This window comes from Variovorax sp. AC194 (genome assembly GCF_979257995.1).
The window spans coordinates 1,891,630-1,918,405 of record NZ_OZ409823.1; the positions used below are offsets into that span (position 1 = coordinate 1,891,630).

A 26,776-nucleotide genomic window follows, 5' to 3' on the forward strand; every position below is an offset into this window, starting at 1 on the left:
CGGCCCGAAGGCCTGCCGCCTCCGAGCCGGCCGCATCTTCAGCGCGTGTTGACGACGCCCAGTTCCTTGGGCGACGGCACCGCTGCCAGCTTGCTGCCGGTGCGGGCGAACACCCAGTCCACCAGCGTGTTGGCCACCAGGCTCACACCCGGCTGGCCGGGCGCCGCTGCACCCGGTATGCCTGCGAGCGAATCGTCGGCCGAGACGAAATCGGTGTGCTTGTAGTACTGCGACGAGACCACGGGATCCACGCGCGACCTGGCTGCCGCCTCCGCGGACTGCACCGTGCCTGTCGATCCGATGTTGGTGTAGTCGGTCACCAGCGGAAAGACGGACGGATTGGTCGGCGACGCCGGCCCCTGGTGGGCGTAGTACAGCGGCACGTTGACGACGCTCTTGTCCACGTCGATATGGATGCCCTTGTGGTCGAAGACGAAGGTCGGGCCCGCGCCCACGAACGACATCTCCGCCTCATAGCGCTCCGAGGGATACCAGTTGGCCGTGACGATTTCGCGGGCATCGACGGTCCGCTGGCCGCTGGTGCGGAAGTTGTACGCGATCGGTTGGATGTTGGTCCGGTTCGTGGTCCACGAATAGCCGCGAAGGAACTGGCTGGCCTTGCCGACACCGACCTTGGTCGTGGCCGGGATCGACGAGCCGCCGCCCGCCTCGATCCAGCCGTACACCTTGGTCGCGTCGATCTGGCCGATGCGCGGCACGCACTTGCCCGAGGGCAGGATGTCGCAATCGGCCTCGGTGCCGGCGACCGGCTTGAAGTCGAGCAGCCCCAGGCTTTCGCCCAGGCTCACGATCAGGGAGTCCTGCAGATTGACGGCCAGCGGCGCGGGTGGCGTCGTGGGGGCCGTGGTCGGGCTGGTGTCGAAGCCCATGCCGGCGCGCGCGACCTGGCTCAGCCGGATCGCGCCGAGAAAGGCGTTGCCGGTGTCCGCGGCGGTGCCGGGGAAGGCGGTCGTGGTGAGCATGCCTGCCTGGCGCGGGGGAAACAGCGATTCCGCCTTCTGGTCGTCGGTCGTGTAGCGCAGGCTCGCCATCTCGCGCGCGCCGACCGCCGGCCCCGATGCCGAATTGGCGCCCGTGGCATCGGTGTAGACCGCGCGCGCGCCGCTGCGCAGGTCGTCGATCGCGGTCTTCAGCGTCGCGACCTGCGTGGGCGTGGGCGAAGTGAGGGTCCCGTAGCCGCCGCCGTCCAGCATCACGATGCCGGCCAGGTTCTGCTGGCCGCGCAGGCCATCGGTGCCCAGGCGGCCTGCAAAGACGCTGGTGAAACTGCCGCCCTGCGAATGGCCCGCGAGGAAGACGTTCTTGCTGCCCGACTCCTGCTTGACGAGCGCGATCATTTTTTCGACGTCGCGCGCGTAGGTCTCGAAACCCCAGTCCGCCATGAAACTCAGGTCGCTCTGCAGCAGCGGACGCCAGGTGGAGTCCACGGCGCCGACCAGGGTCTTGGGCGACGCGACGGGGAACTTGCCTTGCCCGTCCAGCGTGGTCCGCCCATCGGAACCCATGACGGACTTTCCGAAGTAGTAGCTGACGGCGGCTGAAGGATTCCTGTCGACCAGCGCGTTGCGGGCGCCCAGCGTATCGGCCAGGTGCGCGCCGCGGCGCTGCACGATCCACACCTCCAGCCGGCAATCGACGGGGGCGGTGCCGTTCACGCAACCGCCTTTCTTTTCATTGGCCTTCTGCACCAGCTGCGCGGCCAGGTACATCCAGTGGCCCGGCGTGCTGGAGAAGCCGGGCATGACGACCATCACCGCATTGGCGGCCCGCGGCGTCTCGCCGTCCAGGGCCGAACGCACGCGCAGGAAGGTGGCGGCATTGAACTCCTTGGGGGTCTGCAGCACGCTCGGATCGGTGGGCTGCGCGCCGCCTTCGATCTGCACGTATTCGCCCACCACATCCGGATAGTCCGGCATGCGCGCCTTGGCGAGCGGATCGACGGCCGGTGGATTGGTGACGGGAGGCGGGGAGCCGTTCCCCGCGGGTGGCGGCACGATCACGGGGAACTGCGTGCCCCCTCCGCCGCCACCGCCGCAGGCCGCGAGTGCGATGGCCACCAGCGCAGCTGCGCCGCTCAGGCGCATCGGCCTTCTTGTCGAATTCGTCATCTTGTCTCCGTAGCTGTTTTTATGAGACCGGGACGCCGCGCCTCATGAGGAGGCCGCATTGCCGGTCGCTCCCGGCCACGTGACCGGGTGCGCCTTGATGCTAGGAAGAATGCCTGCCGACGTGTTCCCGCTTCGCGCCAGAGAATTTGCAGATCCTGCCAAACTGCACTACGCTCGCGCGCCGATTCGAGCTTCAGCTGCGGCCCTGCCTTGGACCCCTTCAGCGCGACCCTTCCCACTTCCTACGTCAACGCCTTCGTCGAAGGACTGGCCCTTTCGCATGCGGACCTGAACCTGCTGGTGCGCCGCGCCAGCATTGACGCCCGGTTGCTCGCGCTGCCCGGCGCGCGGGTGACGCAGGAGCAGTTCGCGACCCTGTTCCAGCTGCTGGTGGCGCACCTGGAGGACGAGATGCCCGGCCTCTACGGCCGGCCGCTGCGCCGGGGCACGCTCAAGATCCTGCTGATCCTCATGCTCGACGCGCCCGACCTGGCGACCGCCATGCGGCGCTGGCAGCAATTCGACCGGGTGCTGCACGACGATTTCTCCTTCGAGGTCCGCCGCGAGGGCGCACTGGCCTCGATCGCCATCCGGCTCTACCCGACCCAGGCGCGCAGTGCGCGGCTCGTGCAGGAACTGCACCTGAAGCTCGTGCACGGCATCGCCTCGTGGATCGTGGGCAAACGGCTGGGCATCGAGCGGGTCGACTTCGCGTTTCCCCGGCCGCCCGACGCGGCCGAGTACGTCTACATCTTTCCGGGACCGGTCTACTTCGACCAGCCCGCCACGGCGATGTACATCGATGCGGCCTATCTGCAGCAACCGGTGCGAAGCCGCACCCGCTCGGAACTGCGCGACTTCCTGCAAGGCGCGCCGCAGAACTGGTTCTTCGTGCCCTTCGACAAGACGCTGCTGAGCCATCGCCTGCGCAGCCACCTGGAGTCGCGCCTGCACGAGAGCAGCAACATCCAGTCCGCGGCGCTGGCCCTCAATTGTTCCGAGCGCACCCTGGCGCGCCACCTCAGCGCGGAGGGAACGACGTTCCAGCAGGTCAAGGATGTGCTGCGCCGCGACATCGCCGTCCAGAAGCTGCTCAAGAGCCGCGAGAGCATCGCCGCGATTGCGCGCGCGACGGGCTTCGCCACCGTCAGCGCGTTCCATCGGGCATTCCGTTCGTGGACGGGAAGCACGCCGCTGGCCTACAGGCGCCAGGCGGGCCGCGCGCACCGCGTGGCGGCACCCCAGGGGGTGGCGCTCACGCAATGAGCATGTTCATTACGCGCCACTCATTGCGCACCATTGCGCGAGCGGCGCCCCTTGATCCCGTTACTTCATCAACTCGCTCAGGCTCACCGGCCTGACCTTCCCGCCATCCACCGTCGCCACCAGCGGATCGACGATGGTGCCGCCGACGGCGTCCACGCCCTTGAAGGAGCCTGCATTGGTCTTCTCGGGCAGCTGGATGAGCGCGTCTCCGATCTTGGCGCGGATGGCCGCGGCGTCGGTGGTCGTGCCGGCCATCTTCATCGCGCCCGCGAGCGCGTGGACCAGCGCGTAGTTGTAGGAAGACTCGGTGGTCGGGTCCTTGTCGGCGCCGTAGGCCTTGCGGTAGGCCGCGGCAAAGGCCTTGGGGCCCGCGCGATCGTCGTACGACACCGGCAGCACGCCGATCGCGCCTTCCAGCGGCGCGAGGCCGCCCGTGACCTTGGCCATCTCGTCCAGCTTGGCCTGGTCCATGATGAGGAAGCCGCCCTTGAAGCCCAGCTCGCGCGCCTGCTTGGCGACCAGCGCGGTGGGCTCGGAGGGACCGCCGATGAACAGCACGTCGGGCTTCTCGGCCAGCACGCGGCTCACGCCGCTGTAGAAGTCGGCCGAGCGGTTGTACGACATGGGGTTGTTCGACACCACGGTGCCGCCGGCCTTGGTCCAGGCCGGTTCGAACAGCGCGCTCCAGTTCTTGGCGTACTCGTGGTCGCCCGGCAGCATGCCGACCTTCTTGCCGTACTTCTTCATCTCGTAGCGGGTGAAGGGCTCGATGTACGAATTGAACGTGGGCGGAATGCGGATGGTGAGCTTGTTGCCGGTCTCGGTGATCTTGGGCGTGCTGGAGTACGCCATCACGATGAACTTCTCCTGTTCGTTGAAGGCCTGCATCGCATAGATGCCGCCCGAGTGCGGCACGAACACGGCCGGCGTCTGGTGCTGCTGCACCAGGCGGCGCGCGTTGATGGCGGCTTCGGCCGGCGCGTACTTGTCGTCGAGCGCCACCAGCTCCAGCTTGACCTTCTTGCCGGCCACCTCCAGGCCCGCCGCGTTGATCTCTTTGATGGCCATCTCCATGCCGTTGACCACGTTCTTGCCGTAGAGCGCGGCGCCGCCGCTCAGCGGTCCGGTGAAGCCGATCTTGACGGTCTCCTGCGCGAAGGCGGTGCCCGCGCCGAGCAGCAGGACGGCGAAGGGCAGGGCGGCAAGCCTGCGGCGTGAAAGGGCGGTCTTCATCATTGCGTTGGTCTCCTGGTTGTAGGGGGTCAGGCCCCGATGTACGCGGCCCGCACGGCCTCGTTGTTGAGCAAGGACTCGCGATCGCCCTCCAGCGCGATGCGCCCGCGTTCGATCACATAGGCGCGATGCGCGATGGCCAGCGCCGAGTAGGCGTTCTGCTCGGCCAGCAGCACGGTCGTGCCCTGCCTGTTGATGCGCTCGATGACCTCGAACACCTGCTTGACCACCAGCGGCGCCAGGCCGAGCGAGGGCTCGTCGAGCAGCAGCACCTTGGGACGTCCGAGCATCGCGCGGCCGATGGCCACCATCTGCTGCTGGCCGCCCGAGAGCGAGCCCGCCGGGTCGTTCTGCTTCACTTCGAGAATGGGGAAGAGGCTGAACACCTCGTCGAGCGAGCGCTGGATGCCGGCCTTGTCGCGCCGGTGCACATAGGCGCCCAGCGTGAGGTTCTTGCGCACCGACATCATCGGGAACAGCTTGCGGCCTTCGGGGCAATGCACGAGGCCCGCGGCCACGATCTCTGCCGGCCGATGCCCCGCGATCTCGCGCTCGCCAAGACGAATGCGCCCCGCGCTCGGGCGCTGGATGCCGCTGGCCGCCATGAAGATCGACGTCTTGCCCGCGCCGTTCGCGCCCAGCAGCACGACCAGCTCGCCGGGCTCGGCATGCAGCGTCACGCCGCTCAATGCGCGAAAGCTGCCGTAGTGCAGGTCGACGCCTTCAAACCGCAGCATGGTCGGCTCCCAGGTAGGCTTCGATGACATGCGGATCGCGGCGTATTTCGGCGGGCGTGCCCTCCGCGATCTTTGCGCCGTTGTTCAGCACGACGATCTTGTCGGCCAGCCGCATGATCATGTCCATCTTGTGTTCGATGAGGCACACGGTCTTGCCGTGGTCCACCAGCTTGCGGATCAGCGCGGCCAGGCCCACGGTCTCCTCGGGGTTCACGCCGCCGGCCGGTTCGTCCAGCAGCATCAGCTCGGGGTCGGTGGCCAGCGCGAGCGCAAAGGCCACGCGCTTGCGTTCTTCCTGGGTGATGTCGGCCGCGATGCGGTGGGCCACGTGCGAGAGGCCGACGAAGTCGAGCGCCTCCTCGGCCTTGTCGCGGCACAGGCGTTCCTCGTCGCGCAAGCGCCGGCTGTTGACGAGCACGTCCCACAGGCCCGAGTGCGTGCGCAGCCGATGACCCACGATGAGGTTGTCCAGCACCGTCGCGTTGTCGAACAGGTGGGTGCTCTGGAAGGTGCGCGCGATGCCCAGCCGCGCGATGTGGTCGGGGCGCATGCCGGTCACGTCCTTGCCGTTGAACACGATGCGCCCCGAGCTCGGCTTGTGCGTGCCTGCCACGAGGTTGAAGAAGGTGGTCTTGCCCGCGCCGTTGGGGCCGATGATGGCGCTCACCTGGCCGCGTTCGAAACGCGTGCTCACGCTGTCCACGGCGGTGAGGCCGAAGAACTGCTTGGTCAGGTCGTGGATCTCAAGCATTTGGTTGCGCCTCGGTGGTCGTCGCTTTTTTCGGGGCGTAGGGGGCGGAGGGCGCGGAGTGGGAGGGCGCGGCGGCGCGCCTGGCATCCGCGCGCCGCGCGCGGCGCTTGAGCCAGGTGCCCACGATGCCGTCGGGCAGGAAGATGATCAGCGCGATCAGCACCGGCCCGAACACCACCATGCGGTAGTCCTGAAGGAACTGCAGGCTCTGCGTCAACCACGTCACGAGGAAGGTGCCCACCAGCGGGCCCAGCAGGGTGCCGATGCCGCCCACCAGCACGAACATCACGAGGTCGAAGGTCACGGCCTCGCTCGCCAGGTCGGGCCCGAGAAAGCGCACCTGCCCCGCATAGAGCGCGCCGGCAAAGCCCGCATACACCACCGACAGCACGAACGACAGCGTCTTCGTGCGCATGAGGTCGGTGCCCAGCGCTTCGGCCAGCGCGTCGCTGTTGCGCACGGCCATGAAGCTGCGCCCGAGCAGCGAGCGCACGATGCGCGCCATGACCCAGATGCCCAGCACCAGGAAGGCCAGCACCAGGTAGTACTGCGACAGCGGCGTGCCGAACTGCAGCGGCCCGATGCCCGTGGGCGCGGGGATGCCCATGATGCCCACCGGCCCGTGCGTGAGGCTTTCCCACTTCTCGATCAGCAGGAACATGATGTAGCTCACGCACAGCGTGAAGATCGAGAAGTAGTGGCCCTTCAACCGCAGCGACAGGATGCCGATGAAGTAGCCCAGCACCGCGGTCACGAGGCCCGCCGCGGCGAAGGCGATCCAGAACGGCACGTGATGGTCCACCGTGAGAATGCCCACCGTGTAGGCCCCCACCGCCATGAACGCGCCGTGCGCCAGGTTGAACTGCCCCGTGTAGCCGGTGATGAGGTTCAGCCCCAGCGCCGCGATGGCCATGATGAAGGCCTGCGTGGCCACCGAGATCAGGTAGTTGTTCTGCGCGAACAGCGGAAACGCCAGCGCGACGGCCGCCAGCAGCGCCCATCCGGCCTTGCCTTGGAAGAGCCGGCCCATCAGCGCGCTCCCTTCGGCGTGAACAGGCCTTGCGGTCGGAACGACAGGATCACCACCAGCAGCACGAAGGCGATGATGTCCTTGTAGTCGGTCGAGAAATAGAAACCGCCGAAGCTCTCGGCCATGCCGATGATCAGCCCGCCCACGATGGCGCCGGGAAAGCTCCCCATGCCCCCGAGGATGATGATCACGAAGGCCTTGGTGATGACCAGGTTGCCCATGGCCGGATACACCAGGTTGATCGGCGCATAGAGCACCGCCGCAATGGCGGCCAGCGCCCCAGAGATCGCGAACACCAGGAGCGTCACGCGCGTCGCGTCGATGCCCACCAGCGCCGCGCCGTCGCGGTTCTGCGCCATCGCGATGATGGTCGAGCCCAGCACCGTGTGATTGAGAAAGAGGTGCAGCAACACCATCAGCCCGAACGCCCCCGCGATGATGAGCAGGCGCTGCAGCGGCGCCGTGAGCCCGAACACTTCGACGATCTGGCCGTAGGGCGTGGGCATGCGATGGAAGTCCGCGCCGAACATCGCCTGCGCGCCGGCCTCGATGAACAGCAGGATGCCGATGGCCGCGATCATGTCGTGCAGCTCGGGCGCATTGCGCAGCGGATGGAACACCAGCCGCTCGGCCAGCATCGCGATCACCGCCACCACCACGGCGGCGCCGGCCATGGCGAGCCAGTAGTTCAGGCCGAAGGCCGTCATGAGGTAGTAGCCCGCGAACGCGCCCGCCATGTAGAAGGCCCCGTGCGCGAAGTTCGGCACGTGCAGGATGCCGTAGACGAGCGTGAGGCCCAGGGCCACCAGGCTGTAGACGCCTCCCACGGTCAGGCCATTGAGCAGTTGCTGAAAGAACAGTTCCACGTCGCTCCTTGTTCGTTGTGCCGTGTTCGGCAGCGCGGAACGATGCCGGCTGCCAAGGCACAGGATTGTGAAAGCCAGCGTGGGGTCCGTCGACTCAGGTTTGCCCGCACCAGCGCTGTCGCTTCAGCGACTCGACGGTGGTCGCTGACGCGGCTGCGCTTCCGGAGGCGACGCTGCTGCATCGCCTCGCGAAAGCGCCATGCCCCCCGCGAGAGGGCCGGAAGAAGCTCAGACGTTCAGTTCAGTTCGCCGTACTTCTGGTAGGTGCCCTTGAGCGCAACCTGTCCCACGCCGGGCTTGGACCAGTCGCACACGCCGTCCGGGAACACGGTGTTCAGCCGCGTCCATTGCAGGGGCGTGAACGTGGGCACGTAGTCGGCGGCGGCCAGCGGCTTGAGCTGGCACTTGCTGATGTCGTTGGTCGCCGGTGCGCCGGCCTGTTGCCGCGGTTCGCCGTGCAGCGGGTACAGCGCCGAGCAGATGCCGGTGGCGCCGTAGGCCGGCGACTCGTTGAAGCGCGTGCCGTTCACGTCGAAGCAGGCATCGGTTGCCGTGCCCGGCTTGTGGGCGACGACCTTGTCGATCGACAGCGGCGCGGGATCGTCCGTGATGCCATCGAGCCAGGCGGTCATCACGTCGAGTGACAGCGATGCGAGCGGATAACCCGTGCGCGGGCCGACCCAGATCACCTGGTTGTCCGTGCGGCCGTTGGCGCGCTGCAGCCGTGCGCGCACCACCAGGTCGCGCTCGTGCGAGTGGATGTCGCCCGATGCGTCGTTGTAGGTGCGCGAGTGCAGGATCGGCACCTGCGCCAGGCCGCCGCCGCCCGAATTGACGAGCCCGCTTTCGTAGGCGCGCTGCAGGGCCAGCGGGTCGCCCACCGTGCGCTTGGGCACCGGGTTGCCGTCCTTGTCGTAGCCGCCCACCTTCTCGTTGAGCAGCACGAACTCTTCGGCGCTGATGGCGCCCTTGTTGACCGCCTCCAGGCCGTACTGCAGGCCCACGTTGTCCAGCGGACTGCGCGCGAAACCGGTGGCCGGGTCGCGGCCCACGACGTTGGTGCGCATGTCGGCGGTGGTGCAGCGCGCGCCCTTGGGGTTGTTGATCGGGTCGTAGACCTTGGTCGTGTCCTTCAGTGCGCAGCCTGCCGCGTTGGTCGCGACGATGGTGTTGACGAAGCTCAGGTCCCAGGCGCGGCAGGTGCCGTTGGTGAAGCCGTCCACGGCCGCGCGCTTGGGGTTGGTCCAGGTTGCCAGGTCGGCCTTGTAGACGTTCTCCAGCAGGCGGCAATCGGCCACGTGCAGGCTGCCGTCGGGGAAGGTCAGCGACGGTTGCAGGCCGTCCAGCAGGCCCGGGTAGATCTGCGTGATCACCAGCTGCTGGATGGCGCCGCCCGAGCCGCCGCTGCCGACGGTCCACTTGGGCACGCCGTAGGTCTCCACGAAGAGTTCCTTGAGCATCATCAGCGTCTCGCCCTGCAGCACCGCGTTGCCGCGCTGGCCGTTCACGAGCTCGGTGGAGATCATGTAGGCGAAGCCGCGCGAGAGCTGCAGGTCGGCGAGCGCATCGGTCGCCTGGTTGACGCCCTGGTTGTACTGCGTGCCGGCCCCGCCGCCGAAGCTCACGACGAGGCGGTGGTTCCAGCCCGCGCTGGGCTTGTACTTGGCCGGGTCCACGCTGTCGGCCGTGGGCTCGTCGAGCACGCCGATGCGGTAGATCGTGCGCCCGACGGTGCCCGAGTCGACGCGCACGATGTAGGGCACCTTCTTGCCCTCTATGGTCGTGGTCTCTGCCAGATCCGTCGGACGCGACAGCGGATCGGCCAGCGGCTTGAAGCTGCCCGCGGCCGTGCGGTAGAAGTAGTCCAAGTGCCGCGTGGCCGAGCAGTTGGCGTCCAGCGGCGCGCCCATGTTCGACTCGACGGTGCGGCATTCGTAGGGCGCGAGCAGCGGGCCGGCCAGGATCGGCCCGGTCTGCGCGTAGTTGGTCAGCACGAGCTTGGCCTCCGACGCCGTGCGGCCTTGCGCGCTCGCGGTGACCGACAGCGTGTTCTCACCCTCGGTCAAACCCTTTATCACGCCGCGCAACTTGCCGGTATCGTCGGCACTGAGTTGTTCGGTGACCGTCTTTCCGTTCAGCGCCACCGTCAGCTGCGACGTGCTGCTGCCTTGCGGCGCCTTCACCTCGACCAGTGCGTCGCCGCCGCTCACGTACTGTGGCTTGGAGGAGAGCAGGGCGATCGAGGGCTTGTCCAACTGCGCCGGCGGCGGGTTGTTGTTGCCGCCACCGCCGCCGCCGAAGATGGGCGCAAAGCCGCTGCCGTTGTCCGAGGAGCCTCCGCAGCCCGCGAGCATTGCCGCGCCGGCGAGGGCGAATGAAAGTAGATGCAGATGTCGCGAATGCGGCCGCGCATGCGGCTGCGCGATCGATGCCGAATCGAGCGTGTGTTTCATGGTTGTCTCTCAGTTGTTCTAGGAATCGACCCGATGACTCTCTTGCTGCCTCCTCGGGTCGGAGCCGACTCTAGCCAGCGCATCCCGACCCGTGTTCTCGGATCGCGCCAACTTCGTTTGCATATCGCGCCATGTTGATTGCTGCGGCCAAGGAACACCGAAGCGCGCAGGCCTTCGAGCAGCGGCCGACGCTGCCCATCTCCTACGTGCAGAGCTTTCTGCACGGCCTTGCGCTCGAGGGCGACACGCTGCATCGGCTGCTGCGCCAGGCCACCATCTCGCCCGCGCTGATGGCGCAGCCCGCGGGCCGCGTGACCGAGGAGCAGTTCTCGCAGCTGTTCCGCGGCGTCGCGCTCGAACTGGACGACGAGATGCCCGGCCTCTATGCGCGGCCGCTGCGCTGCGGCACGCTCAAGATACTGAGCATCCTCATGCTCGACGCACCCAACCTGCACACCGCGCTGCGGCGCTGGGCGCAGTTCAACCACGTGCTGGACGACGGCTCGCGGTTCACCGTGCGCCGCGACGAGCGCCATGCATGGGTGCGCGTGGACGCCTATCCGCCCAGGAGCCGCAGCGCGCGCCTGGTGCAGGAGCTGCACCTGAAGCTGGTGCACGGCATGTGCTCATGGGTGATCGGCGCGCGCATCGAGCTGGCGCGCATCGACTTCAGCTTCGCGCGGCCGCACGACGCGGCCGACTATCTCTTCATGTTTCCGGGGCCGGTGCACTTCGACCAGCCGCACACCGCGATGGCCTTCGACCTCAAGTACCTCGACCGGCCGGTGCAGCCGCACTCCAAGCTGGAGCTGCGCAGGTTCCTGATGCGCGCGCCGCTGGACTGGCTCTTCGTGCCGGTGGGGCAGAGCAGCACGACGCAGCGCGTGCGCACCTTCCTGGAAGCGAACCTCGGATTCGACAGCGACATCGCGCATGTGGCCGCCGCCTTTGGCCTTTCGGCGCGCACGCTGGTGCGCCACCTGCAGGCCGAGGGCATGAAGTTCCAGGACATCAAGGACGCGCTGCGGCGCGACATCGCGATCTCTCGCCTGACGCGAGGCACCGAGCCGCTGATCGCCATCGCCGTCGACCTGGGCTTCTCGAGCGTGGCGGCTTTTCACCGCGCCTTTCGCAGCTGGACCGGCGGCACGCCCGGCGACTACCGTGATCGCGAGGCGACTGCGACGTCGCGCGAATTGCCGGAGGCCTTGCTGCAGGCCGGGACACGGTGATGACGCAGGCGCGTTGATGCGGCGCTCGCCGTCACGGTCCGGCCAACGCCGCCTGCGTGTGCTCGATGTGCTTCTCCAGCAATTCCACCGCGAGCGGAATGTCTTTGGCGATGCAGGCCTTCAGGATCTGGGTGTGTTCGGCCTGCGATGACTTGCGCCCCACCTTGTGCGACTGCAATGCCCGCAGGTGCCGGGCGATGCCTCGCACGCTCTCCTCGATCATCTTGAGCAGCTTGTCGCGCCCACAGGGGCGGTACAGCGTCAGGTGGAATTCGAGATTCAGGTCGGCCCACTCCTGCGGCGATTCGCTGCCGGCGTAGCGCGCGATGATTTCCCTGGCGGCGCGGTGGTTCGCGGGGCGCAGGTGCGGGATCGCCAGCTTGAGCGCTCTCGTTTCCAGCGCGATCCGGATGTCCAGCGCCTCGATCAGGTCCTTGATCGACTGCGATGCAACGGTCGATCCCTGGTGGGCGCGGTGTTCGATGAGGCCTTCGGCCTCCAGGCGCTTGAGCGCCTCGCGAACGGGGATGCGGCTGACGCCGAAGCGCTCGGCCAGCGCCTGTTGCTTGAGTTGCACACCGATCCCCAGTTCACCGCTCAGGATGAGTTGCCGCAAGGATTCCGTGACGGAATCGGCCGAGAGGATCTGATCGCCGATCGGTGCCTGGGCCACCATTCGAACTCCCTTGTTGTCTTCACCACGAACTGCGCGGAATTCTACGGAAGATCCCATCTCGGATCCGTCGCTCGAAGGGGAGGGCAGACGTCGAACGCGGCGCGATTACCTGGATGCAGCGCGAGGAACTGGGAGAACTGATCCTGGATTGGATCCAATCTGGAACGCTTCTTGCTCGACATTTTCTTTGGAGGCTGGGGCGAAAACAAAGGCCCCGAATTTGTGCGTCGCGCCCAATATTGGATCCAATGTTGGATTTCATCATGGAGCCATTCGGTAGGTGTTTGCCCTCGATTGCCCCCCGCCCCGGTTGCGGCGGGCGCGACTAGCTGCATAACATCGGCGCCTGTCTATACATCGATAGACAAAGCCACATCATCTTTCTGGAGAGTTCATGTCCGAGTCGAGTTATCTGAACGGCACTTGCGTTTGGTCTGGTGCTGAGATGGGCCAAAACCATCGATGGGTCAAACAGTTTCCCTCGATCGTGCTGGCGCAAATCGATGCGGCGTTGCAGAAGACGGAGGGGCTCGATTGGCGCAGGATCGATCGTCAGAACTTCGCGCTCCCCGATGCCGCCGCGTTCTTCGACGAGGTTCGCCAAGAGCTGGAGAACGGCTCCGGCATGGTCAAGATCCGCGGCCTCGACGTGAGCCGCTACCACCAGGAGCAGCTGCGCCGGCTCTGGTATGCCTTCGGTGCCCATCTGGGCACGCCGATGTTCCAGAACTACCGCGGCGAGGTCATGCGCGAGATCAAGGACGAGGGAATGGGCGTCGGCGCGAAGCTCTACGGGGCGACCGTCGACGAACACGGCCAGCAGTTCCTGTCTTCGGGTGCGCGCACGTTGTCGCCGGGACAGCTGCGCTTTCATACCGATCGCTGCGACGTGGTCGGGCTGCTGTGCGTGCGCCAGGCCTCCGAGGGCGGCGTCAGCAAGCTCGCCAGCAGCGCGACCGTCTACAACAGGATCCTGGAGCGCCGGCCCGATCTGCATGCCCTTCTTTGCAAACCGATTCCCCGCAGCCGATTCGGCGAGGAGGCCGGCGGCGAGCATGTGGCCTACGATCTTCCGATCTTCGGCGTGCGCGACGGCAAGCTCACGAGTCACTTCTCGCTGACCTACATCGAGAACGCGCAGATGCTGCCCGGTGTCCGCAAACTGAGCGATGCCGAGTGGGAAGCCATCCACATGCTGATGGACGTCGCCGAAGAAGAGTGCTTCGAGATGCGCTTCGCGCCCGGCGACATTCAGCTGCTGAACAACCACGTCATCTATCACGGCCGCACGGCTTTCAAGGACAACGTGCAGACCGGCGAGGACCGCATGCTCATGCGGCTGTGGCTTTCGGTGCCCAACTCACGCGCGCTGCCCGGCGACCATGCCGTGCTGTGGGGCGATGTCGCCTCGGGCAAGCCGCACGGCGGGATCGCGCAGCCCGCTGCGGCACTGCCTGCTTGAATCAGGGCATCGAACCTGCCGCCTCTCAATTCCAATCAACCAACGGAGCCCGACATGAAATTCCACAAGCGCAAGCAACCAACTTCCAACGCACGGCCGATCTCTTCGGTACTTGCCGCACTCATCGTGAGCGCCGTGTCGTGCACGGCCTTTGCGGCACCGGACTACGGCAAATGCGAAGTCACGGGCCAGCGCGGATCGGTGAAGCTGGAAACGGTGGTCCCGGGCGCGCTTTCCGTGCGGCCCGTGCTGCCTTCGCCGGGGTGGTGGAACGGGGACTCGATCGACACGATCAAGGACGGATTCGAGTACTGCATGGCCGCCAACATGGCGTACCGCGCGGGCCTGGATCGCGTGGTGGTGGTGAATCGCTCGTTCGCCCAGATCCTGACCGGACAGGCCCAGGGCTTCGACATCGCGCTGAGCCAGGTGACCATCACGGACGAGCGAAAGAAGGTGGTGAACTTCACCGAGCCGTACTTCAGCTCGGACCAGGGGATTCTCGTGAAGGCCGGCGTCAAGGCCGACAAGGAGAGCATCAAGAAGATGCGTCTCGGCGTGAAGCAGGGGACCACCATCCTCGGCTACCTTGCAGACAACGTCAAACCCGTGGAGCAGCCCAAGGTCTTTGCCGAAGCGGCTGCGATGTATGCGGCACTGGCCGCCGGCCAGGTCGATGCGGTGCTGTACGACACGCCCAATCTGCTAGCCCGTGCCAAGCAATCCAACGGGATGTTCGAGGTCGTCGGCCGCTACGACACGGGTGAGCGCTGGGGTGGCCTCGTCAACAAGGACTCGGTGAACATGCCGACCTTCAACAAGTTGATCGAGGAGATGAAGCGCGACGGCACGTTCGCGAGACTGGCGAACCAGTACCTGACGCCCACGCTAGGTGCCGATCCCACCAAAGTGCCTGTCTTCAACCCCTGAGACCCGAGACCCCGACCATGAACAGCGCACCGCAGCAGTCCGCCGGAATGCCTCCTCCAGCCGCGGGGCAGGAGCGCCGCCTGAACATCGGGGGCATGCCGAAAGTGCCGCTGGTGCTCTTTGCCTTTGCACTGGTGGGCGTGCTCCTGGTCGTCGCGGCCAGCTGGTACACGATCCAGTCCCTGCGTGAAGCCTTGAGGGGCAGCGCCTGGGATGGCTGGTGGACGTCGGTGGGAGCAGGCGCCCTGGCGATCGCATCGCTCTGCGTGGCCTGGCCGCTGGTGCGCGCGTTCCATCGCTGCCGTGGCGTTCGGGCGGCGGCGGGCCGCATGGATGTCGTGGCGGCGCGCATCGAGAGATCCGACGCCTGCGTGCAGAGCTGGATTGCGCTGGGCTACACGCTGGCGCAATTCATCGTGGTGCTGGGCTTTCAGTTCCTGCTGGCCAACAACCAAGCGGTCGCCAAGACATTCTTCCTGGTGCCGTTGATCGTCAAGACATTCCCGCTGGTCCTCGATGCGTTCTGGGTCAACGTGAAGATCTTCCTGATCGCGGAGGTCCTCGTGCTGGTCTGGGGATTGGTCGTGGCGCTGGCGATGTTCGCTCCCGGGGCGGCCGGAAAGCCCTTGCGCTTCATCGCCACCGCCTACGTCGACGTGTTCCGCTCGATCCCCGCTGTCCTGGTGATCTACCTCGTCGGCTTCGGCCTTCCCTTGACGGGCGTGCCCATCCTGAAGGACCTGTCGCTCACGACCTATGTGGTGGTCGCGCTGACGCTGACCGTGGGTGCCTACGTCGCCGAGATCTATCGAGCCGGCATCCAGAGCGTTCACTGGAGCCAGACGGCCGCTTCCCGGTCGCTGGGGCTGTCGCACATGCAGACGCTGCGGTTCGTGGTCGTGCCGCAGGGCGTGCGCCAGATCATTCCGCCGCTTCTCAATGCGTTCATCGCGCTGCAGAAGGACACCGCGCTGGTCAACGTGGTCGGGGTCGTCGACTCGTTCAATCAATCGATGATCGTTGCCTCCAACTACTACAACCTGTCCGCCGCGACCACCGTCGCGCTGCTCTTCATCGTCATTTCCATCCCCCAGACGCGCTTCGTGGAGCGGATGGCCCGCCGCGACCGCGCCCGCATGCGGGCGGGCAACGCTTAACAAAGTTTCAACATGTCCTTTATCGAGATCCGGGAAATTTCGAAGTCGTACGGCGACCTGCCGGTGCTCAACCGGTTGGCGATGTCGGTCGAAGAGCATCAGGTGGTGAGCCTCATCGGCCCCTCGGGGTCCGGGAAGTCGACGCTGCTGCGTTGCATCAACGGCCTGGAGCCCATCGATTCGGGAGAGATACGGGTGCACGGCGACCGCATCACGGGGCCGGGCGTGGACGTCAACTCCCTGCGCCGCGACATCGGCATCGTGTTCCAGGGCTACAACCTGTTCCCGCACATGACCGTCCTGCAGAACGTGACGCTCGCGCCGATCCAGGTCCTGAAGCAGCCGAGGGCCGAGGCCGAAGACCGCGCCATGGAATTGCTCAAGCGCTTCAGCCTCGCGCACAAGGCCAAGGAATATCCCGATCGCATGTCGGGCGGCCAGCAGCAGCGCGTTGCGATCGTCCGCGCACTGGCCATGGACCCCATGGTCCTGCTGCTCGATGAAATCACTTCCGCGCTGGATCCCGAACTGGTGTCCGAAGTGCTCAACATCGTGCGCGACCTGGCGAACGAAGGCATGACCATGCTGCTGGCAACCCACGAAATGGGTTTTGCACGGGAGGTTTCGTCGAAGGTGTGTTTCCTGTGCGACGGCGTTGTCTGCGAGGAGGGGCCGCCGGAACAGATCTTCGCCGAGCCGCAGCGGGACCGAACCCGTTCGTTTTTGCGCAGCATCCGGGAGGCAAAGCGCATCTAGCGCGAACGATCGTGGCGATCGCCCGGCTCACCTTGATCGGTTGGGCTCGCAGCTCGAGGGCCGGGCTGGCGAGGGGCGCTCGTGGCGGCAACCGTCAGTTGCCGGCAGCGTCGGCGCCGCGCTTCATCGCGGCGCTGCTGCGATGAGCGGCTCCAGTTCGGCCCGCAGCCGCCTGATCGCCACCTCGTGCCGCAGCGTCTGCGCCCCGCGCCCGTACGTCATCGCCTTGCGCACGAGGCGCAACTGCTCGCGCTGCAACTGCGTCTTCAGCCATCGCGCGCGCAGGCCGAAAGTCCAGCCCATCTCGCGGCGGACCTTGTAGCGCTGCAGCGGTGCGCCCAGGCGCACCCATTCGTCATCGCGGATGAGCTCGCGCTCGGGCACGAAGTAGGCCGCGAGCGCATGCAGGTACGCGCCGTTCTCGCGCGCGGCAACGCGCCAGAACAGCCCGACCGCGATCATCGCGGGGATGCCCTTGACCACGAGCATCACGGCCATCTCGCCGTAGCCGCCGTCGAAGAGGTCCTCCAGCCACGGCGAGTTCCAGATGAAGTGCATGGCCCACGCGAGCGCGAAGCACAGGAGGGCCACGGCAGTGCGCGTTGCCTTCGATCGCTCCGGGTGCAGCAGGAACCATGCGACGCCGAAGGAAGCGATCGTCGTGTAGGCCGCGTGGCTCCAGAGGCCGCTCAGGAGGCCACGCGTGAACAGGTTCAGGAACACCGGAGCCACCTGGTTCTCGAGCGGAAAATGCATCGACGCGTTGACGGTGTACGTGAGGTTCTCGATCACCTGGAAGCCCAGCCCCGCCATCGCGCCCACGATCAGCACCGAGAGGTAGGTTTGGAACTGGTTGCGCGCGACCAGCACCAGCAGGATGACGCCCGCGAGCTTGAGGAACTCCTCGGTGATCGGCCCCGCGATGGCCGGCCCCCAGAGCGCGACGAAGTCCGGCGACACGAGCTTGGCGCACAGGCCCTGGATGGCCATGTTCGCCGGCGCGGCGAAATACACCGCGCCGAAACCACCCCATGCGAAGGCCAGCACGAAGGCCTCGGGCGGGTGCTGCTCGAGCAGGTCCAGCGTGCGGAAGACCAGAACGAAGATCAGCGTGTACACGCCCCACACCAGGAGCCCCAGCAACGCGGTGACGGGCACCACGCGGAACCCCATCGAGAACATGTTGACCGTGTAGAAGAGCCCGTTGACGATCATCGCCGCGAGCAGCCAGAACGCCGCGCGTTGCGGCTGGAAGAACGAGTCGGTGCCCACCGGCCACTCGCCGCGGTCCTGCTCTGGGCCGGTGAGGCTCTGGGTGTTGCCGGCGCTCATGGCGAAGCCTCCAGGTCCATCGATTCCAGCATGCTGCGCGCCTCGGCCATCGCTTCGTTCAGCCCGTCGCTGGCACCGTAGAAATCGATCTGCACGAGCGACTTGCGCTGCAGGTCGACCACCTGCCAGAAGCGGCCGGCGAGCTTCGATCCGTAGTACGCGAAGGTCTTGCCCTGCAGGCCCCATGGTGTGACGAAATCGGAGACGTCGCCGTCGATCTCCAGGTGCTGGCCGCGCTCCATGAGCCGTTGCTGGCGCACCAGCGGCCCATCGGGACCGCCCACCCAGGGACCGGTGGTGACCAGGAACTTGTGGCCCCCCTTGAAGAGCATCAACGACCTGCCGGCCTTGGAACGGGCCACGTCCATCTCCCATCCGTTGGCGGGCTCGAACCGGGCATGGCCGACGGCCACGGTCTGCCCCACGGGCAAGGGCCGCGCGCCGGGCGTGCGGTTGTTCCAGAAGGTCAGGCCGCCCACGTAGGCGGCGATGGCCAGCAGCACCGCGAGCGCGCCTGGCCAGGTGCGGTACGGGATGCGGCGTGAGGGCTCGGGCATGCGTGGATCGTGCCATACGATGCTGGCCCATCGACACGACTTCATGGCAAAGTGCCGGCCATCCCAACGAGTCGAAAAGATACGCGCGCCATGGAACAAAAAATCGAGGCTCCCACCACCGACGACCTTCATGCCATCGCACACCAGTTGATGCACGCGGCGGAACTGGTGTCCGAAGCGACGGGCCTTGCATTATCGGGAACGACGGCCGACCTGGCGGCACTGCAGAAGGTCATCGACTCGAAGATCGTCGAACCCGAGGCCACCTATTCGCTGCAGGCGCTGGGCCTGGCCTTCGGCAAGGTCTTCATCGAAACGCAGGAGAGCTACGACTGGTGGATGGTCGAAGACGAGTACGGCAGGGACCCCGCGATCCGCTACAAGCAGACGACGCTGCTGCTGTTTCCGCAGACGATGCTTTCCAAGCGGATCGAGGATGGCGAGCCGGTCGATGTGGCGGAGATATTCAAGGGGTTGCAGGAGATGGTGCGGGAGGTGCTGGCGGAGCATTACCCGGGCGCGTAGAGGCAAGTCCCGAGCGTCGGACCGTATCCTGGCGAGCCGGTAAAGTCCGGTCACGTCCACAAGACCCGCCATCACCCCATGCCCGACACCACCGTGCCAACGCAACGCCCCCGCATGCCGCTGCACCGACTGCTCCCGATGGCCGTCTTCCTGTTGATGGTCGGTTGCGCGAGCCCACCCGCGCCGCAGCGGCCATCCGTCTCCAACATCCCGCCGCTCACCACCGAGCAATCGAACAGCATCACGATCCACGCGCTGGGCCTGGTCGGCACGCCGTACCGCTACGGCGGCAACACGCCCGAGGGGGGCTTCGATTGCAGCGGGCTCATCGGCTACGTGTACCGCAGCAGCCTGGGGCAGGTGCCGCCGCGCACGGTGGCGCGCATGGCGTCGTTCGGGCGGCCGGTGGCGATGTCCGAGATCCGTTCGGGCGATCTCGTGCTCTTCGGCAATGCCTCGCCGTCGCACGCGGGTATCTATGTCGGCGACGGGCGCTTCGTGCATGCGCCGTCGACCGGCGGCGAGGTGCGGCTCGACCGGCTCGACGGCGTCTACTGGTCGCGCCAGCCGACGCAGGCGCGGCGGCCCTAGATATTCAGCACCGGGAACGACTTCACCAGGTCGTCCAATGCCTTGAGCTGCGTGAGCAGCGGCTCCAGCTGCGCGAGCGGCAACGCGCTCGGACCGTCGCACCGGGCTTGCGCCGGGTCTGGATGCGCCTCGAGAAAAAGCCCGGCCAGGCCCACGGCCATGCCGGCACGCGCCAGGTCCACCAGTTGCTCGCGCCGGCCACCCGACGCGGCGGCGCCCGCCTCGCGCTGCTGCAGTGAATGGGTCACGTCGAAGATGACGGGCAGGTCTTGCGTCACCTTCTTCATCACGCCGAAGCCCAGCATGTCGACCACCAGGTTGTCGTAGCCGAAGCACGTGCCCCGGTCGCACAGGATGATCTTCTCGTTGCCGGCTTCCTTGAATTTCTCGACGATGTTCAGCACCTGCGACGGGCTCAGGAACTGCGGCTTCTTGATGTTGATGACGCGGCCGGTCCTGGCGAGCGCCACCACCAGGTCGGTCTGCCGCGCCAGGAAGGCGGGCAGCTGCAACACGTCGACCACCTCGGCGACCTGGGCGGCCTGCCAGGGTTCGTGCACGTCGGTCAGCAGCGGCACGCCGAACTCGGTCTTGACCTCCTGGAGAATCTTCAGCCCCTCGTCCAGGCCCGGGCCGCGGTACGAATGAATCGACGAACGGTTGGCCTTGTCGAAGCTTCCCTTGAAGACATAGGGAATGCCCAGCTTGCCGGCAACGCGCACGAATTCGGCCGCTGTGCGCAGGGCCAGGTCGCGTGACTCGAGCACGTTGACGCCGCCGAACAGCACGAAGGCGCCGTCGTTGCGAACATGGATCTGGGGATGGATGGTGACGATGGACATGGTGGGAGTTCTCCGGATACGTGGCGGCATTCTCACGGCCCGCGGGGGCGGGCGATCCGGTTTTTCCCAGGCGCTCCCTCGGGTTTTCCATTAAGCAAAGCCACGCAACCGCACCACGCGGTCTGACGGATGGCAACGGGCCGCAGTCACGCAAGACTCCTCGGGTTCAATACCGAGGAGACATCCGCATGCACAGCATCCGCCGCCACCTGGTGTGGCTGGTCGTGGCCGTGGTCGGCGCATTCGCGCTGGGCACCGTGGCCCTGACCCGTGGTGAAAGCGTCAACGCCCTGTGGGTGGTGGCCGCCGCGATCTGCACCTACCTGATCGCCTACCGCTACTACAGCCTGTTCATCGCCGAGAAGGTGCTGGGGCTGGACGGCAACCGCAAGACGCCCGCGCACCGCCACAACGACGGCCTGGACTACGTGCCGACCGACAAGAACGTGCTGTTCGGCCACCACTTCGCGGCCATCGCGGGCGCGGGGCCGCTGGTGGGCCCGGTGCTCGCGGCGCAGATGGGCTACCTGCCCGGCCTCTTGTGGATCCTGGCCGGCGTGGTGTTCGCGGGCGCGGTGCAGGACTTCATCATTCTCTTCATCTCCACGCGGCGCGACGGCCGGTCGCTGGGCGATCTCGTCAAGCAGGAGATGGGCGTGGTGCCCGGCATGATCGCGCTCTTCGGCACCTTCATGATCATGATCATCATCCTGGCGGTGCTGGCGCTGATCGTGGTGAAAGCGCTGGCCGAATCGCCGTGGGGCACGTTCACGGTGGCCGCGACGATTCCGGTGGCGCTCTTCATGGGCGTGTACCTGCGGTTCATCCGCCCGGGGCGCATCGGCGAGGTGTCGCTGATCGGCTTCGTGCTGCTCATGCTCGCCATCTTCGGCGGCCAGGCCGTGAGCCAGAGCCCCGAGTGGGCGCCGCTCTTCACCTTCGACGGCAAGGCGCTCACCTGGATGCTGGTGGGCTACGGCTTCATCGCCGCGAGCCTGCCGGTGTGGCTGCTGCTCGCGCCGCGCGACTACCTCTCGACCTTCCTGAAGATCGGCACGATCATTGCGCTGGCCATCGGCATCGTGTTCGTGATGCCGACGCTGCAGATGCCCGCGGTCACGCAGTTCGCGCAGGGCAACGGGCCGGTGTGGTCGGGCAGCCTGTTCCCGTTCCTCTTCATCACCATCGCGTGCGGCGCGGTGTCGGGCTTTCACGCGCTCATCTCCTCGGGCACCACGCCCAAGATGCTGGACAACGAGCGCCATGCGCGCTTCATCGGCTACGGCGGCATGCTGGCCGAATCGTTCGTCGCGGTGATGGCGCTGGTGGCCGCCTCGTGCATCGAGCCGGGCGTCTACTTCGCGATGAACAGCCCCGGCGCATTGGTCGGCACGACCGCGCAGCAGGTGGCCGCCACCGTGTCGGGCTGGGGCTTCGTCATCACGCCCGAGATGCTGCTGCAGACCGCCAGGGACGTGGGCGAGACCACCATCCTCGGCCGCGCAGGCGGCGCGCCGACGCTGGCCGTGGGCATGGCGCACATCCTGCACCAGGTGATCGGCGGGCAGGCCATGATGGCCTTCTGGTACCACTTCGCGATCCTGTTCGAGGCGCTCTTCATCCTTACCGCGGTGGACGCCGGCACGCGCGCCGGCCGCTTCATGCTGCAGGACCTCTTGGGCAGCTTCGTGCCCGCGCTCAAGCGCACCGATTCGCTGCCGGCCAACCTCGTGGCGACGGCGCTGTGCGTGGCGGCGTGGGGCTACTTTCTCTACCAGGGCGTGGTCGATCCGCTGGGCGGCATCAACACGCTGTGGCCGCTCTTCGGCATCTCCAACCAGATGCTCGCCGCGGTCGCGCTGCTGCTGGGCGTGGTGGTGCTGTTCCGCATGAAGCGCGAGCGCTATGCGTGGGTGGCCATTGCGCCGGCCGTGTGGCTGCTGGCCTGCACGCTCACGGCGGGCTGGCAGAAGATCTTCTCGGCGGACCCGAAGATCGGCTTCCTCTCGCATGCGGCCAAGTACACCGAGGGCCTGGCCAACGGCGTGCTCGTGGCACCGGCGAAGACGCCCGAGGCGATGTCGCGCATCGTCTTCAACGACCGGCTCGATGCGGCGCTGTGCGCGCTCTTCATGTTCGTGGTGCTGAGCGTGCTGGTCTACAGCATCAAGGCGTGTCTCGCGGCGCGTACGGCCAACCGGCCGACCACGCAGGAGACGCCGTTCGAGCCCGCCGGCGTCGCATCGGCCGCGGCGCACTGAGCACGCCATGGCCCTCGCATTGCCCGAAGCCGGGCGCTACTTCGCCCGCTCGCTCAAGCAGTCGCTGCGGCTGATGGTCGGCCTGCCCGACTACGACGCCTACCTGACCCACATGGCGGCCACGCATCCGGACCGTCCGCCGATGAGCTACGAGGCCTTCTTTCGCGAGCGGCTGGAGGCGCGGTACGGAGCAGGCAAGGGGCGTTGCTGCTAGGGGCCGGTCCGTACATCGTTCGCTTGACCCGCGCGGAACGCGGGTGATAGCCTGCTTCGCCTGCGAGGAGCAGGCTTTTTCTTGCGCTGGCCATCAGCGAACATCAGAACGGACCTCATGACTTTTTCCAAGCGCCCATCCCCCGTCAAGAACCCCGCGCCGCTGCGCGCTGCCTGCCAGGGCGTGCTGCTCGCCTGCGCGCTGCTGGCCGCGGCCGGCAACGCCATGGCCCAGAAGCCGCACCAGGGCGCGCTGGACGCGGCCACGCAGCAGAAGGACGAGGCGCTGAAACTGCTGGAGCGCATGGTCAACATCGACTCCGGCTCGACCGTCACCGAGGGACTCGCCAAGGTCCGCGAAATGGCCGTCGAGGAACTGCGCCAGCTCGGCGCGCGCATCGAGACCTTTCCGGCCGATCCGCACCCCGGCACCAACGTGGTCGCCACGCTGACGGGGCAGGGCAAGAAGAAGATCCTGATCCTGGCCCACATCGACACCGTGTTCAAGGACGGCACGGCCGCGGCCAAGCCCTTCTACATCAAGGACGGCCGCGCCTACGGCCCCGGCGTGATGGACAACAAGGGCGGCGTGGTCGCCGGGCTGCAGGCGCTGAAGGTGCTGCAGAAGATCGGCTTCAAGGACTACGGCCAGATCACCTTCCTCATCGACACGAACGAGGAGATGGGCTCGGTCGGCACCACCGCGCTCATCGAGCGCGTGGCCAAGCAGCACGACGTGGCGCTCAACCTGGAGCCGGGCCGTCCGGCCGACGGCCTCGTGGTGGAGCGCAAGGGCTCGGCCACGGCGCTCGTCGAAGTGAAGGGCCTGGCCGCGCACGCGGGCGTCGCGCCCGAAACCGGCCGCAACGCCGCAATGGAAGTGGCGCACCAGGTGCTGCAGCTCTCCAAGACGGCGGACGCCGCGAAGAAGACCACGGTCAACTTCACGGTGCTCACGGCCAACGGCGCGACCAACGTGATTCCCGCGAGCGCGAGCGCCAAGGGCGACGTGCGCGTGGCCACGCCCGACGAGTTCGACCGCGTCGAGAAGGACCTCATCCGCATCTCGCAGAACAAGCTGATCCCCGACACCGAGGTGCGCGTGCGCCTCGTGCGCGGCCTGCCGCCGATGCCGCGTTCGCCCGCATCGGATAAGTTGGTCGCGATGGCCGAGGGCATCTACGCCGAGATCGGCAAGAAGCTCACCATCGAGAGCAGCGGCGGCGCGGCCGACGCGAGCCTGGTGGCGGGCGTGGGCGTGCCGGTGCTGGACGGCTTCGGCATCGTGGGAGGCGGCATCCACACGCCCGAGGAATACGCCGAGGTCGAGAGCGTGGTGCCGCGCGTGTACCTGCTCTCGCGCATGCTGATGGACCTGAGCGCGAACTGAGCGCGAACTGGGCCAGCATTGAAGCAATCAGCCTCAGGCGCCGCCTGAGGCGCCCTGCGTGAATTCCAGTTTTTCTTCCGGCGCGCGCAGGGGCACGATGCCTCCACATCAATGACCTGTGGAGAACGCCGATGCCATCCGAACTCAACCAGATCGCCAGTTGGTCGCTGCGCTGGCGCATCTTCCTCGCGGGCGCGCTGTGCCTCGCGGCAGCGCTCGCCGCGGCAGGGCCTTCCGATCGCGGCCTCGAGCTGCACGCGGCGCAGCGCTTCCAGCTCGCGCTCGAAGCCCAGACCGCGCGCGACTACCGCACGATGCTCGATCAGCTGCGCGAGGCCGCCACGCAGGGCGATGCCGAAGCGCAGGAAATGCTCGGCATGGTGCTGCTCACCGGGCCGGTGCTCTACGGCATGTCGGTGCGCGCCGACCGCTGCGAGGCGCGCCAGTGGATGCGCCAGGCCGCGATGCAGGGGAGCGAAACGGCCAAGGTGCAGCTGACGTTTCTCAACCGCCTGCGCCATTCGCCTGCGGGCGTGATGGCCTGCGATTGAGAGGACTGCGCTTCAAGGCACCCTGGACGCGCCGAGCAGGTAATCGCTCACCTCGTCGGAGAACCACACGAGTTTTCCATCGACGATCACGCCGTCCGAGCCGCCCAGGTCGGGCTGCGCGGTGGGCATGCCGTGCGCGACCAGCGCCTCGGCGCAGCCCACCCAGTCGCCGTCGTCGGTGGGCTGGTTGAGCGAGGCCCACGACAGCGAGCCGCTGGCGTTGTCGCCGAAGCCGTGCTGCTCGGTCCATGTCGCGCCGTGCGCGAGCAAGAAGCGCGCGAGCGCCGCATCGCCGCGGAACACCGCGTGGTTCAGCGCCGAGCCGTCCCAGTCGCCGCCGGTCGTGGCGACCGGCCAGCCGAGCTCGACCATGAGCTGAATGGCCGCACCGCAGCCCGGCTGCGCGGCCAGCTCGGGGAGCAGGCGCAGTTGCGCGGGAGACAGCGTGGCAATCACCTGAGGATGTTCCGTCTGGATGCGCCGTGCGGCAGGCTCGTCGCCGCGCGCGCATGCGGCGACGAACGCTTCGTCGGGCGGCAATGGCGCGTCGCCGCCGGTCCGCTGTGCGAGCAGTTGCGCCACCTCCGTCAGCCCGAAGCGCAGCGCGAGCGTGCGCGCATCGACACCCTCGGGCGTGCGCACCGACGCATCGGCGCCCGCGTCCAGCAGCGCCTCGATGTGCGCGGCCGAGCGCCGCCGCCGGATGGCCCACAGCAGCGGCCGTCCCAAGTCGCTCGTGGGCTCGCCGGGCGCGGCCTCGTTCGGATCGCCGCCGTGCGCGAGCAGCAGCTGCAGCGATTCGAGCCGGTCGAGATCGAGCACGCGGTAGAGCGCATTCGTGCCGCCGACACGCGCGCCGGCCTTCAGCAGCAGGCGCGTGCAGGCGGGTTCTTCGAGCGAGTGGTAGAGCGATTCGCCGTCGTTCGGATCGGCACCGGCGTCGAGCAGCAGGCGCGTGATTTCCACATCGCGGTTCTGCCCGGCCGCGCCATACAGCGCGGACAGACGGTCTGTCTCGGACGGCGCAGTGAGCGACGCGGGCGGCCAGCGGCTGCCGATGGCCTGGTCCGGATCGGCGCCTGCATCGAGCAGCAGCTCGGCGCAGGCGCGCAGGCGCTCGCGAAAGGCCGGCAATTGCATCAGGCTGGAGTACGCGACGGCATTGAGCGGCGGGAGCATGAGCGGACCGCCCGCGCGACGGACCCATTCGGGATCGCGCGCGATCGCCTGTCTCAGCACGTCCTCATCGCCGATGGCACACGCGAGGTGCGGGTCGTCGTCCAGGAGGCTGGGGCTTTCTTCGAGCAGGCGCGCAGCCACCGCGGGCCTCGCGAGGTTGTTGCCACCCGAGATTTCGCCCGCATACGCGGCGCGCAACCAGAGCAGCACCGCGCGCGCCGGGTCGTTCGCCTGCGCGATGCGTGCGAGCACGAAGCCCTGCAGATCGACCCACGACACGAAGCCGTATTCGCGCGCAAGGCACGACTGCGCGTCGTGCAGGCGCAGGCCGAGCGCGGCGATGGCCGCATCGTCCTTGCGGGCGGCGGCAGGCAGTGCGTCGCGGAATCGGGAGAGGGCGGCGGGATCGCCGCTGCGGTAGGCGGCAAGCAACGCTTTGGCTTGCTTCTTGAGATGCCCGAGATCGGGCCGTGCGGGAATGCGTTTCACATGAACCTCCGTGCATGAAGCGCCGACGACCCGCAAATCCGGCTGCACAAAGGAGCTGGTTGGTAGCGCCGCGCGAGCGCGCGGCAGCATGCGAAAGCAAGTGGGTTCAACCCTTCCCGCGGGCCCGGGCGCGGCTTGCACCGCGAGGGCGATGTTAGGCCATGAGGC

General features: G+C 67.2%; 24 protein-coding genes. 12 read left to right on the plus strand and 12 right to left on the minus strand.

Annotation, left to right across the window (positions count from 1 at the left end):
• Window positions 1-38 precede the first annotated feature (38 nt).
• Window positions 39-2,129 carry an alpha/beta hydrolase gene (locus ACZYRS_RS09175; RefSeq protein WP_463418974.1) on the minus strand — a complete coding sequence of 697 codons (2,091 nt, stop codon included), beginning with the start codon at window positions 2,127-2,129 and terminating at the stop codon, window positions 39-41.
• A gap of 210 nt (window positions 2,130-2,339) precedes the next feature.
• Between ACZYRS_RS09175 and ACZYRS_RS09180 the strand changes: the two genes are divergently transcribed.
• Window positions 2,340-3,395, plus strand: a complete 1,056-nt coding sequence (locus ACZYRS_RS09180; protein ID WP_233101835.1) for an AraC family transcriptional regulator — start codon at window positions 2,340-2,342, stop codon at window positions 3,393-3,395.
• 60 nt (window positions 3,396-3,455) lie between these two features.
• Here ACZYRS_RS09180 and ACZYRS_RS09185 read toward each other — a convergent pair whose 3' ends face one another.
• From ACZYRS_RS09185 to ACZYRS_RS09210, 6 genes are all read right to left on the minus strand, one after another.
• Window positions 3,456-4,628 carry an ABC transporter substrate-binding protein gene (locus ACZYRS_RS09185; protein WP_198786942.1) on the minus strand — a complete coding sequence of 391 codons (1,173 nt, stop codon included), beginning with the start codon at window positions 4,626-4,628 and terminating at the stop codon, window positions 3,456-3,458.
• A 29-nt stretch (window positions 4,629-4,657) separates the two neighbouring features.
• The gene (locus ACZYRS_RS09190; RefSeq protein WP_463418975.1) at window positions 4,658-5,365 is read right to left on the minus strand and encodes an ABC transporter ATP-binding protein; all 708 of its coding nucleotides are present in this window, start codon (window positions 5,363-5,365) and stop codon (window positions 4,658-4,660) included.
• Window positions 5,352-6,116: an ABC transporter ATP-binding protein gene (locus tag ACZYRS_RS09195; protein ID WP_463418976.1), complete on the minus strand. Its 765-nt coding sequence runs from the start codon at window positions 6,114-6,116 to the stop codon at window positions 5,352-5,354. The genes ACZYRS_RS09190 and ACZYRS_RS09195 overlap by 14 nt, the downstream gene beginning before the upstream one ends.
• Complete coding sequence (locus tag ACZYRS_RS09200; protein ID WP_463418977.1) at window positions 6,109-7,146, minus strand: branched-chain amino acid ABC transporter permease; 1,038 nt, start codon at window positions 7,144-7,146, stop codon at window positions 6,109-6,111. Before ACZYRS_RS09200 ends, ACZYRS_RS09195 begins: the two co-directional genes overlap by 8 nt.
• Window positions 7,146-8,012 carry a branched-chain amino acid ABC transporter permease gene (locus tag ACZYRS_RS09205; protein WP_093437738.1) on the minus strand — a complete coding sequence of 289 codons (867 nt, stop codon included), beginning with the start codon at window positions 8,010-8,012 and terminating at the stop codon, window positions 7,146-7,148. Before ACZYRS_RS09205 ends, ACZYRS_RS09200 begins: the two co-directional genes overlap by 1 nt.
• Window positions 8,013-8,248: 236 nt before the next feature.
• Entirely contained in the window at window positions 8,249-10,465 is a 2,217-nt protein-coding gene (locus tag ACZYRS_RS09210; RefSeq protein WP_463418978.1) for a DUF6351 family protein, read from the minus strand.
• A gap of 131 nt (window positions 10,466-10,596) precedes the next feature.
• Between ACZYRS_RS09210 and ACZYRS_RS09215 the strand changes: the two genes are divergently transcribed.
• Window positions 10,597-11,697, plus strand: coding sequence for an AraC family transcriptional regulator (locus ACZYRS_RS09215; RefSeq protein ID WP_463418979.1), 1,101 nt, complete (start codon window positions 10,597-10,599; stop codon window positions 11,695-11,697).
• A 31-nt stretch (window positions 11,698-11,728) separates the two neighbouring features.
• Here ACZYRS_RS09215 and ACZYRS_RS09220 read toward each other — a convergent pair whose 3' ends face one another.
• Window positions 11,729-12,373 carry a GntR family transcriptional regulator gene (locus ACZYRS_RS09220; RefSeq protein WP_198786747.1) on the minus strand — a complete coding sequence of 215 codons (645 nt, stop codon included), beginning with the start codon at window positions 12,371-12,373 and terminating at the stop codon, window positions 11,729-11,731.
• A 394-nt stretch (window positions 12,374-12,767) separates the two neighbouring features.
• On the opposite strand from ACZYRS_RS09220, the gene ACZYRS_RS09225 reads away from it, so the two are divergent.
• Genes ACZYRS_RS09225 through ACZYRS_RS09240 form a run of 4 tightly spaced genes read left to right on the plus strand, consistent with a single transcriptional unit; the run spans window position 12,768 to window position 16,678 of the window.
• Window positions 12,768-13,835 (plus strand): TauD/TfdA family dioxygenase, encoded by a 1,068-nt coding sequence (locus ACZYRS_RS09225; protein WP_198786748.1) that lies wholly within the window; start codon window positions 12,768-12,770, stop codon window positions 13,833-13,835.
• 54 nt (window positions 13,836-13,889) lie between these two features.
• Entirely contained in the window at window positions 13,890-14,765 is an 876-nt protein-coding gene (locus tag ACZYRS_RS09230) for an ABC transporter substrate-binding protein (protein WP_463418980.1), read from the plus strand.
• A gap of 17 nt (window positions 14,766-14,782) precedes the next feature.
• Window positions 14,783-15,922 (plus strand): amino acid ABC transporter permease, encoded by a 1,140-nt coding sequence (locus tag ACZYRS_RS09235; RefSeq protein ID WP_463418981.1) that lies wholly within the window; start codon window positions 14,783-14,785, stop codon window positions 15,920-15,922.
• 12 nt (window positions 15,923-15,934) lie between these two features.
• The gene (locus tag ACZYRS_RS09240; RefSeq protein WP_198786751.1) at window positions 15,935-16,678 is read left to right on the plus strand and encodes an amino acid ABC transporter ATP-binding protein; all 744 of its coding nucleotides are present in this window, start codon (window positions 15,935-15,937) and stop codon (window positions 16,676-16,678) included.
• Between the two features lie 123 nt (window positions 16,679-16,801).
• On the opposite strand, the gene ACZYRS_RS09245 is transcribed toward ACZYRS_RS09240, so the two are convergent.
• Together ACZYRS_RS09245 and ACZYRS_RS09250 are read right to left on the minus strand one after the other, a co-directional pair.
• Window positions 16,802-18,010 (minus strand): PrsW family intramembrane metalloprotease, encoded by a 1,209-nt coding sequence (locus ACZYRS_RS09245; protein ID WP_463418982.1) that lies wholly within the window; start codon window positions 18,008-18,010, stop codon window positions 16,802-16,804.
• Window positions 18,007-18,567 carry a hypothetical protein gene (locus ACZYRS_RS09250; RefSeq protein ID WP_198786753.1) on the minus strand — a complete coding sequence of 187 codons (561 nt, stop codon included), beginning with the start codon at window positions 18,565-18,567 and terminating at the stop codon, window positions 18,007-18,009. Before ACZYRS_RS09250 ends, ACZYRS_RS09245 begins: the two co-directional genes overlap by 4 nt.
• A 90-nt stretch (window positions 18,568-18,657) precedes the next feature.
• Here ACZYRS_RS09250 and ACZYRS_RS09255 point away from each other — a divergent pair, with 90 nt between their 5' ends.
• A complete protein-coding gene (locus ACZYRS_RS09255; RefSeq protein ID WP_463418983.1) occupies window positions 18,658-19,092 on the plus strand; it encodes a DUF3806 domain-containing protein in 435 nt (144 codons plus the stop codon).
• 78 nt (window positions 19,093-19,170) lie between these two features.
• Window positions 19,171-19,683 carry a C40 family peptidase gene (locus ACZYRS_RS09260; protein WP_463418984.1) on the plus strand — a complete coding sequence of 171 codons (513 nt, stop codon included), beginning with the start codon at window positions 19,171-19,173 and terminating at the stop codon, window positions 19,681-19,683.
• Here the strand turns inward: ACZYRS_RS09260 and kdsA are convergent.
• On the minus strand, window positions 19,680-20,525 hold the full coding sequence (gene kdsA / locus ACZYRS_RS09265) for a 3-deoxy-8-phosphooctulonate synthase (RefSeq protein WP_463418985.1): 846 nt from the start codon (window positions 20,523-20,525) through the stop codon (window positions 19,680-19,682). The two genes, ACZYRS_RS09260 and kdsA, sit on opposite strands and share 4 nt — an antisense overlap.
• A gap of 188 nt (window positions 20,526-20,713) precedes the next feature.
• On the opposite strand from kdsA, the gene ACZYRS_RS09270 reads away from it, so the two are divergent.
• The 4 genes from ACZYRS_RS09270 (at window position 20,714) to ACZYRS_RS09285 (ending at window position 24,940) form a co-directional block, all read left to right on the plus strand.
• Window positions 20,714-22,786: a carbon starvation CstA family protein gene (locus ACZYRS_RS09270; RefSeq protein WP_463418986.1), complete on the plus strand. Its 2,073-nt coding sequence runs from the start codon at window positions 20,714-20,716 to the stop codon at window positions 22,784-22,786.
• 7 nt (window positions 22,787-22,793) lie between these two features.
• Entirely contained in the window at window positions 22,794-23,000 is a 207-nt protein-coding gene (locus ACZYRS_RS09275; RefSeq protein WP_013542989.1) for a YbdD/YjiX family protein, read from the plus strand.
• A 117-nt stretch (window positions 23,001-23,117) separates the two neighbouring features.
• Window positions 23,118-24,389 (plus strand): glutamate carboxypeptidase, encoded by a 1,272-nt coding sequence (locus ACZYRS_RS09280; protein ID WP_463418987.1) that lies wholly within the window; start codon window positions 23,118-23,120, stop codon window positions 24,387-24,389.
• 131 nt (window positions 24,390-24,520) lie between these two features.
• Window positions 24,521-24,940, plus strand: coding sequence for a sel1 repeat family protein (locus tag ACZYRS_RS09285; RefSeq protein WP_463418988.1), 420 nt, complete (start codon window positions 24,521-24,523; stop codon window positions 24,938-24,940).
• A 12-nt stretch (window positions 24,941-24,952) separates the two neighbouring features.
• Here the strand turns inward: ACZYRS_RS09285 and ACZYRS_RS09290 are convergent, their stop codons facing one another.
• On the minus strand, window positions 24,953-26,608 hold the full coding sequence (locus ACZYRS_RS09290; protein ID WP_463418989.1) for an ankyrin repeat domain-containing protein: 1,656 nt from the start codon (window positions 26,606-26,608) through the stop codon (window positions 24,953-24,955).
• Window positions 26,609-26,776: the final 168 nt, after the last annotated feature.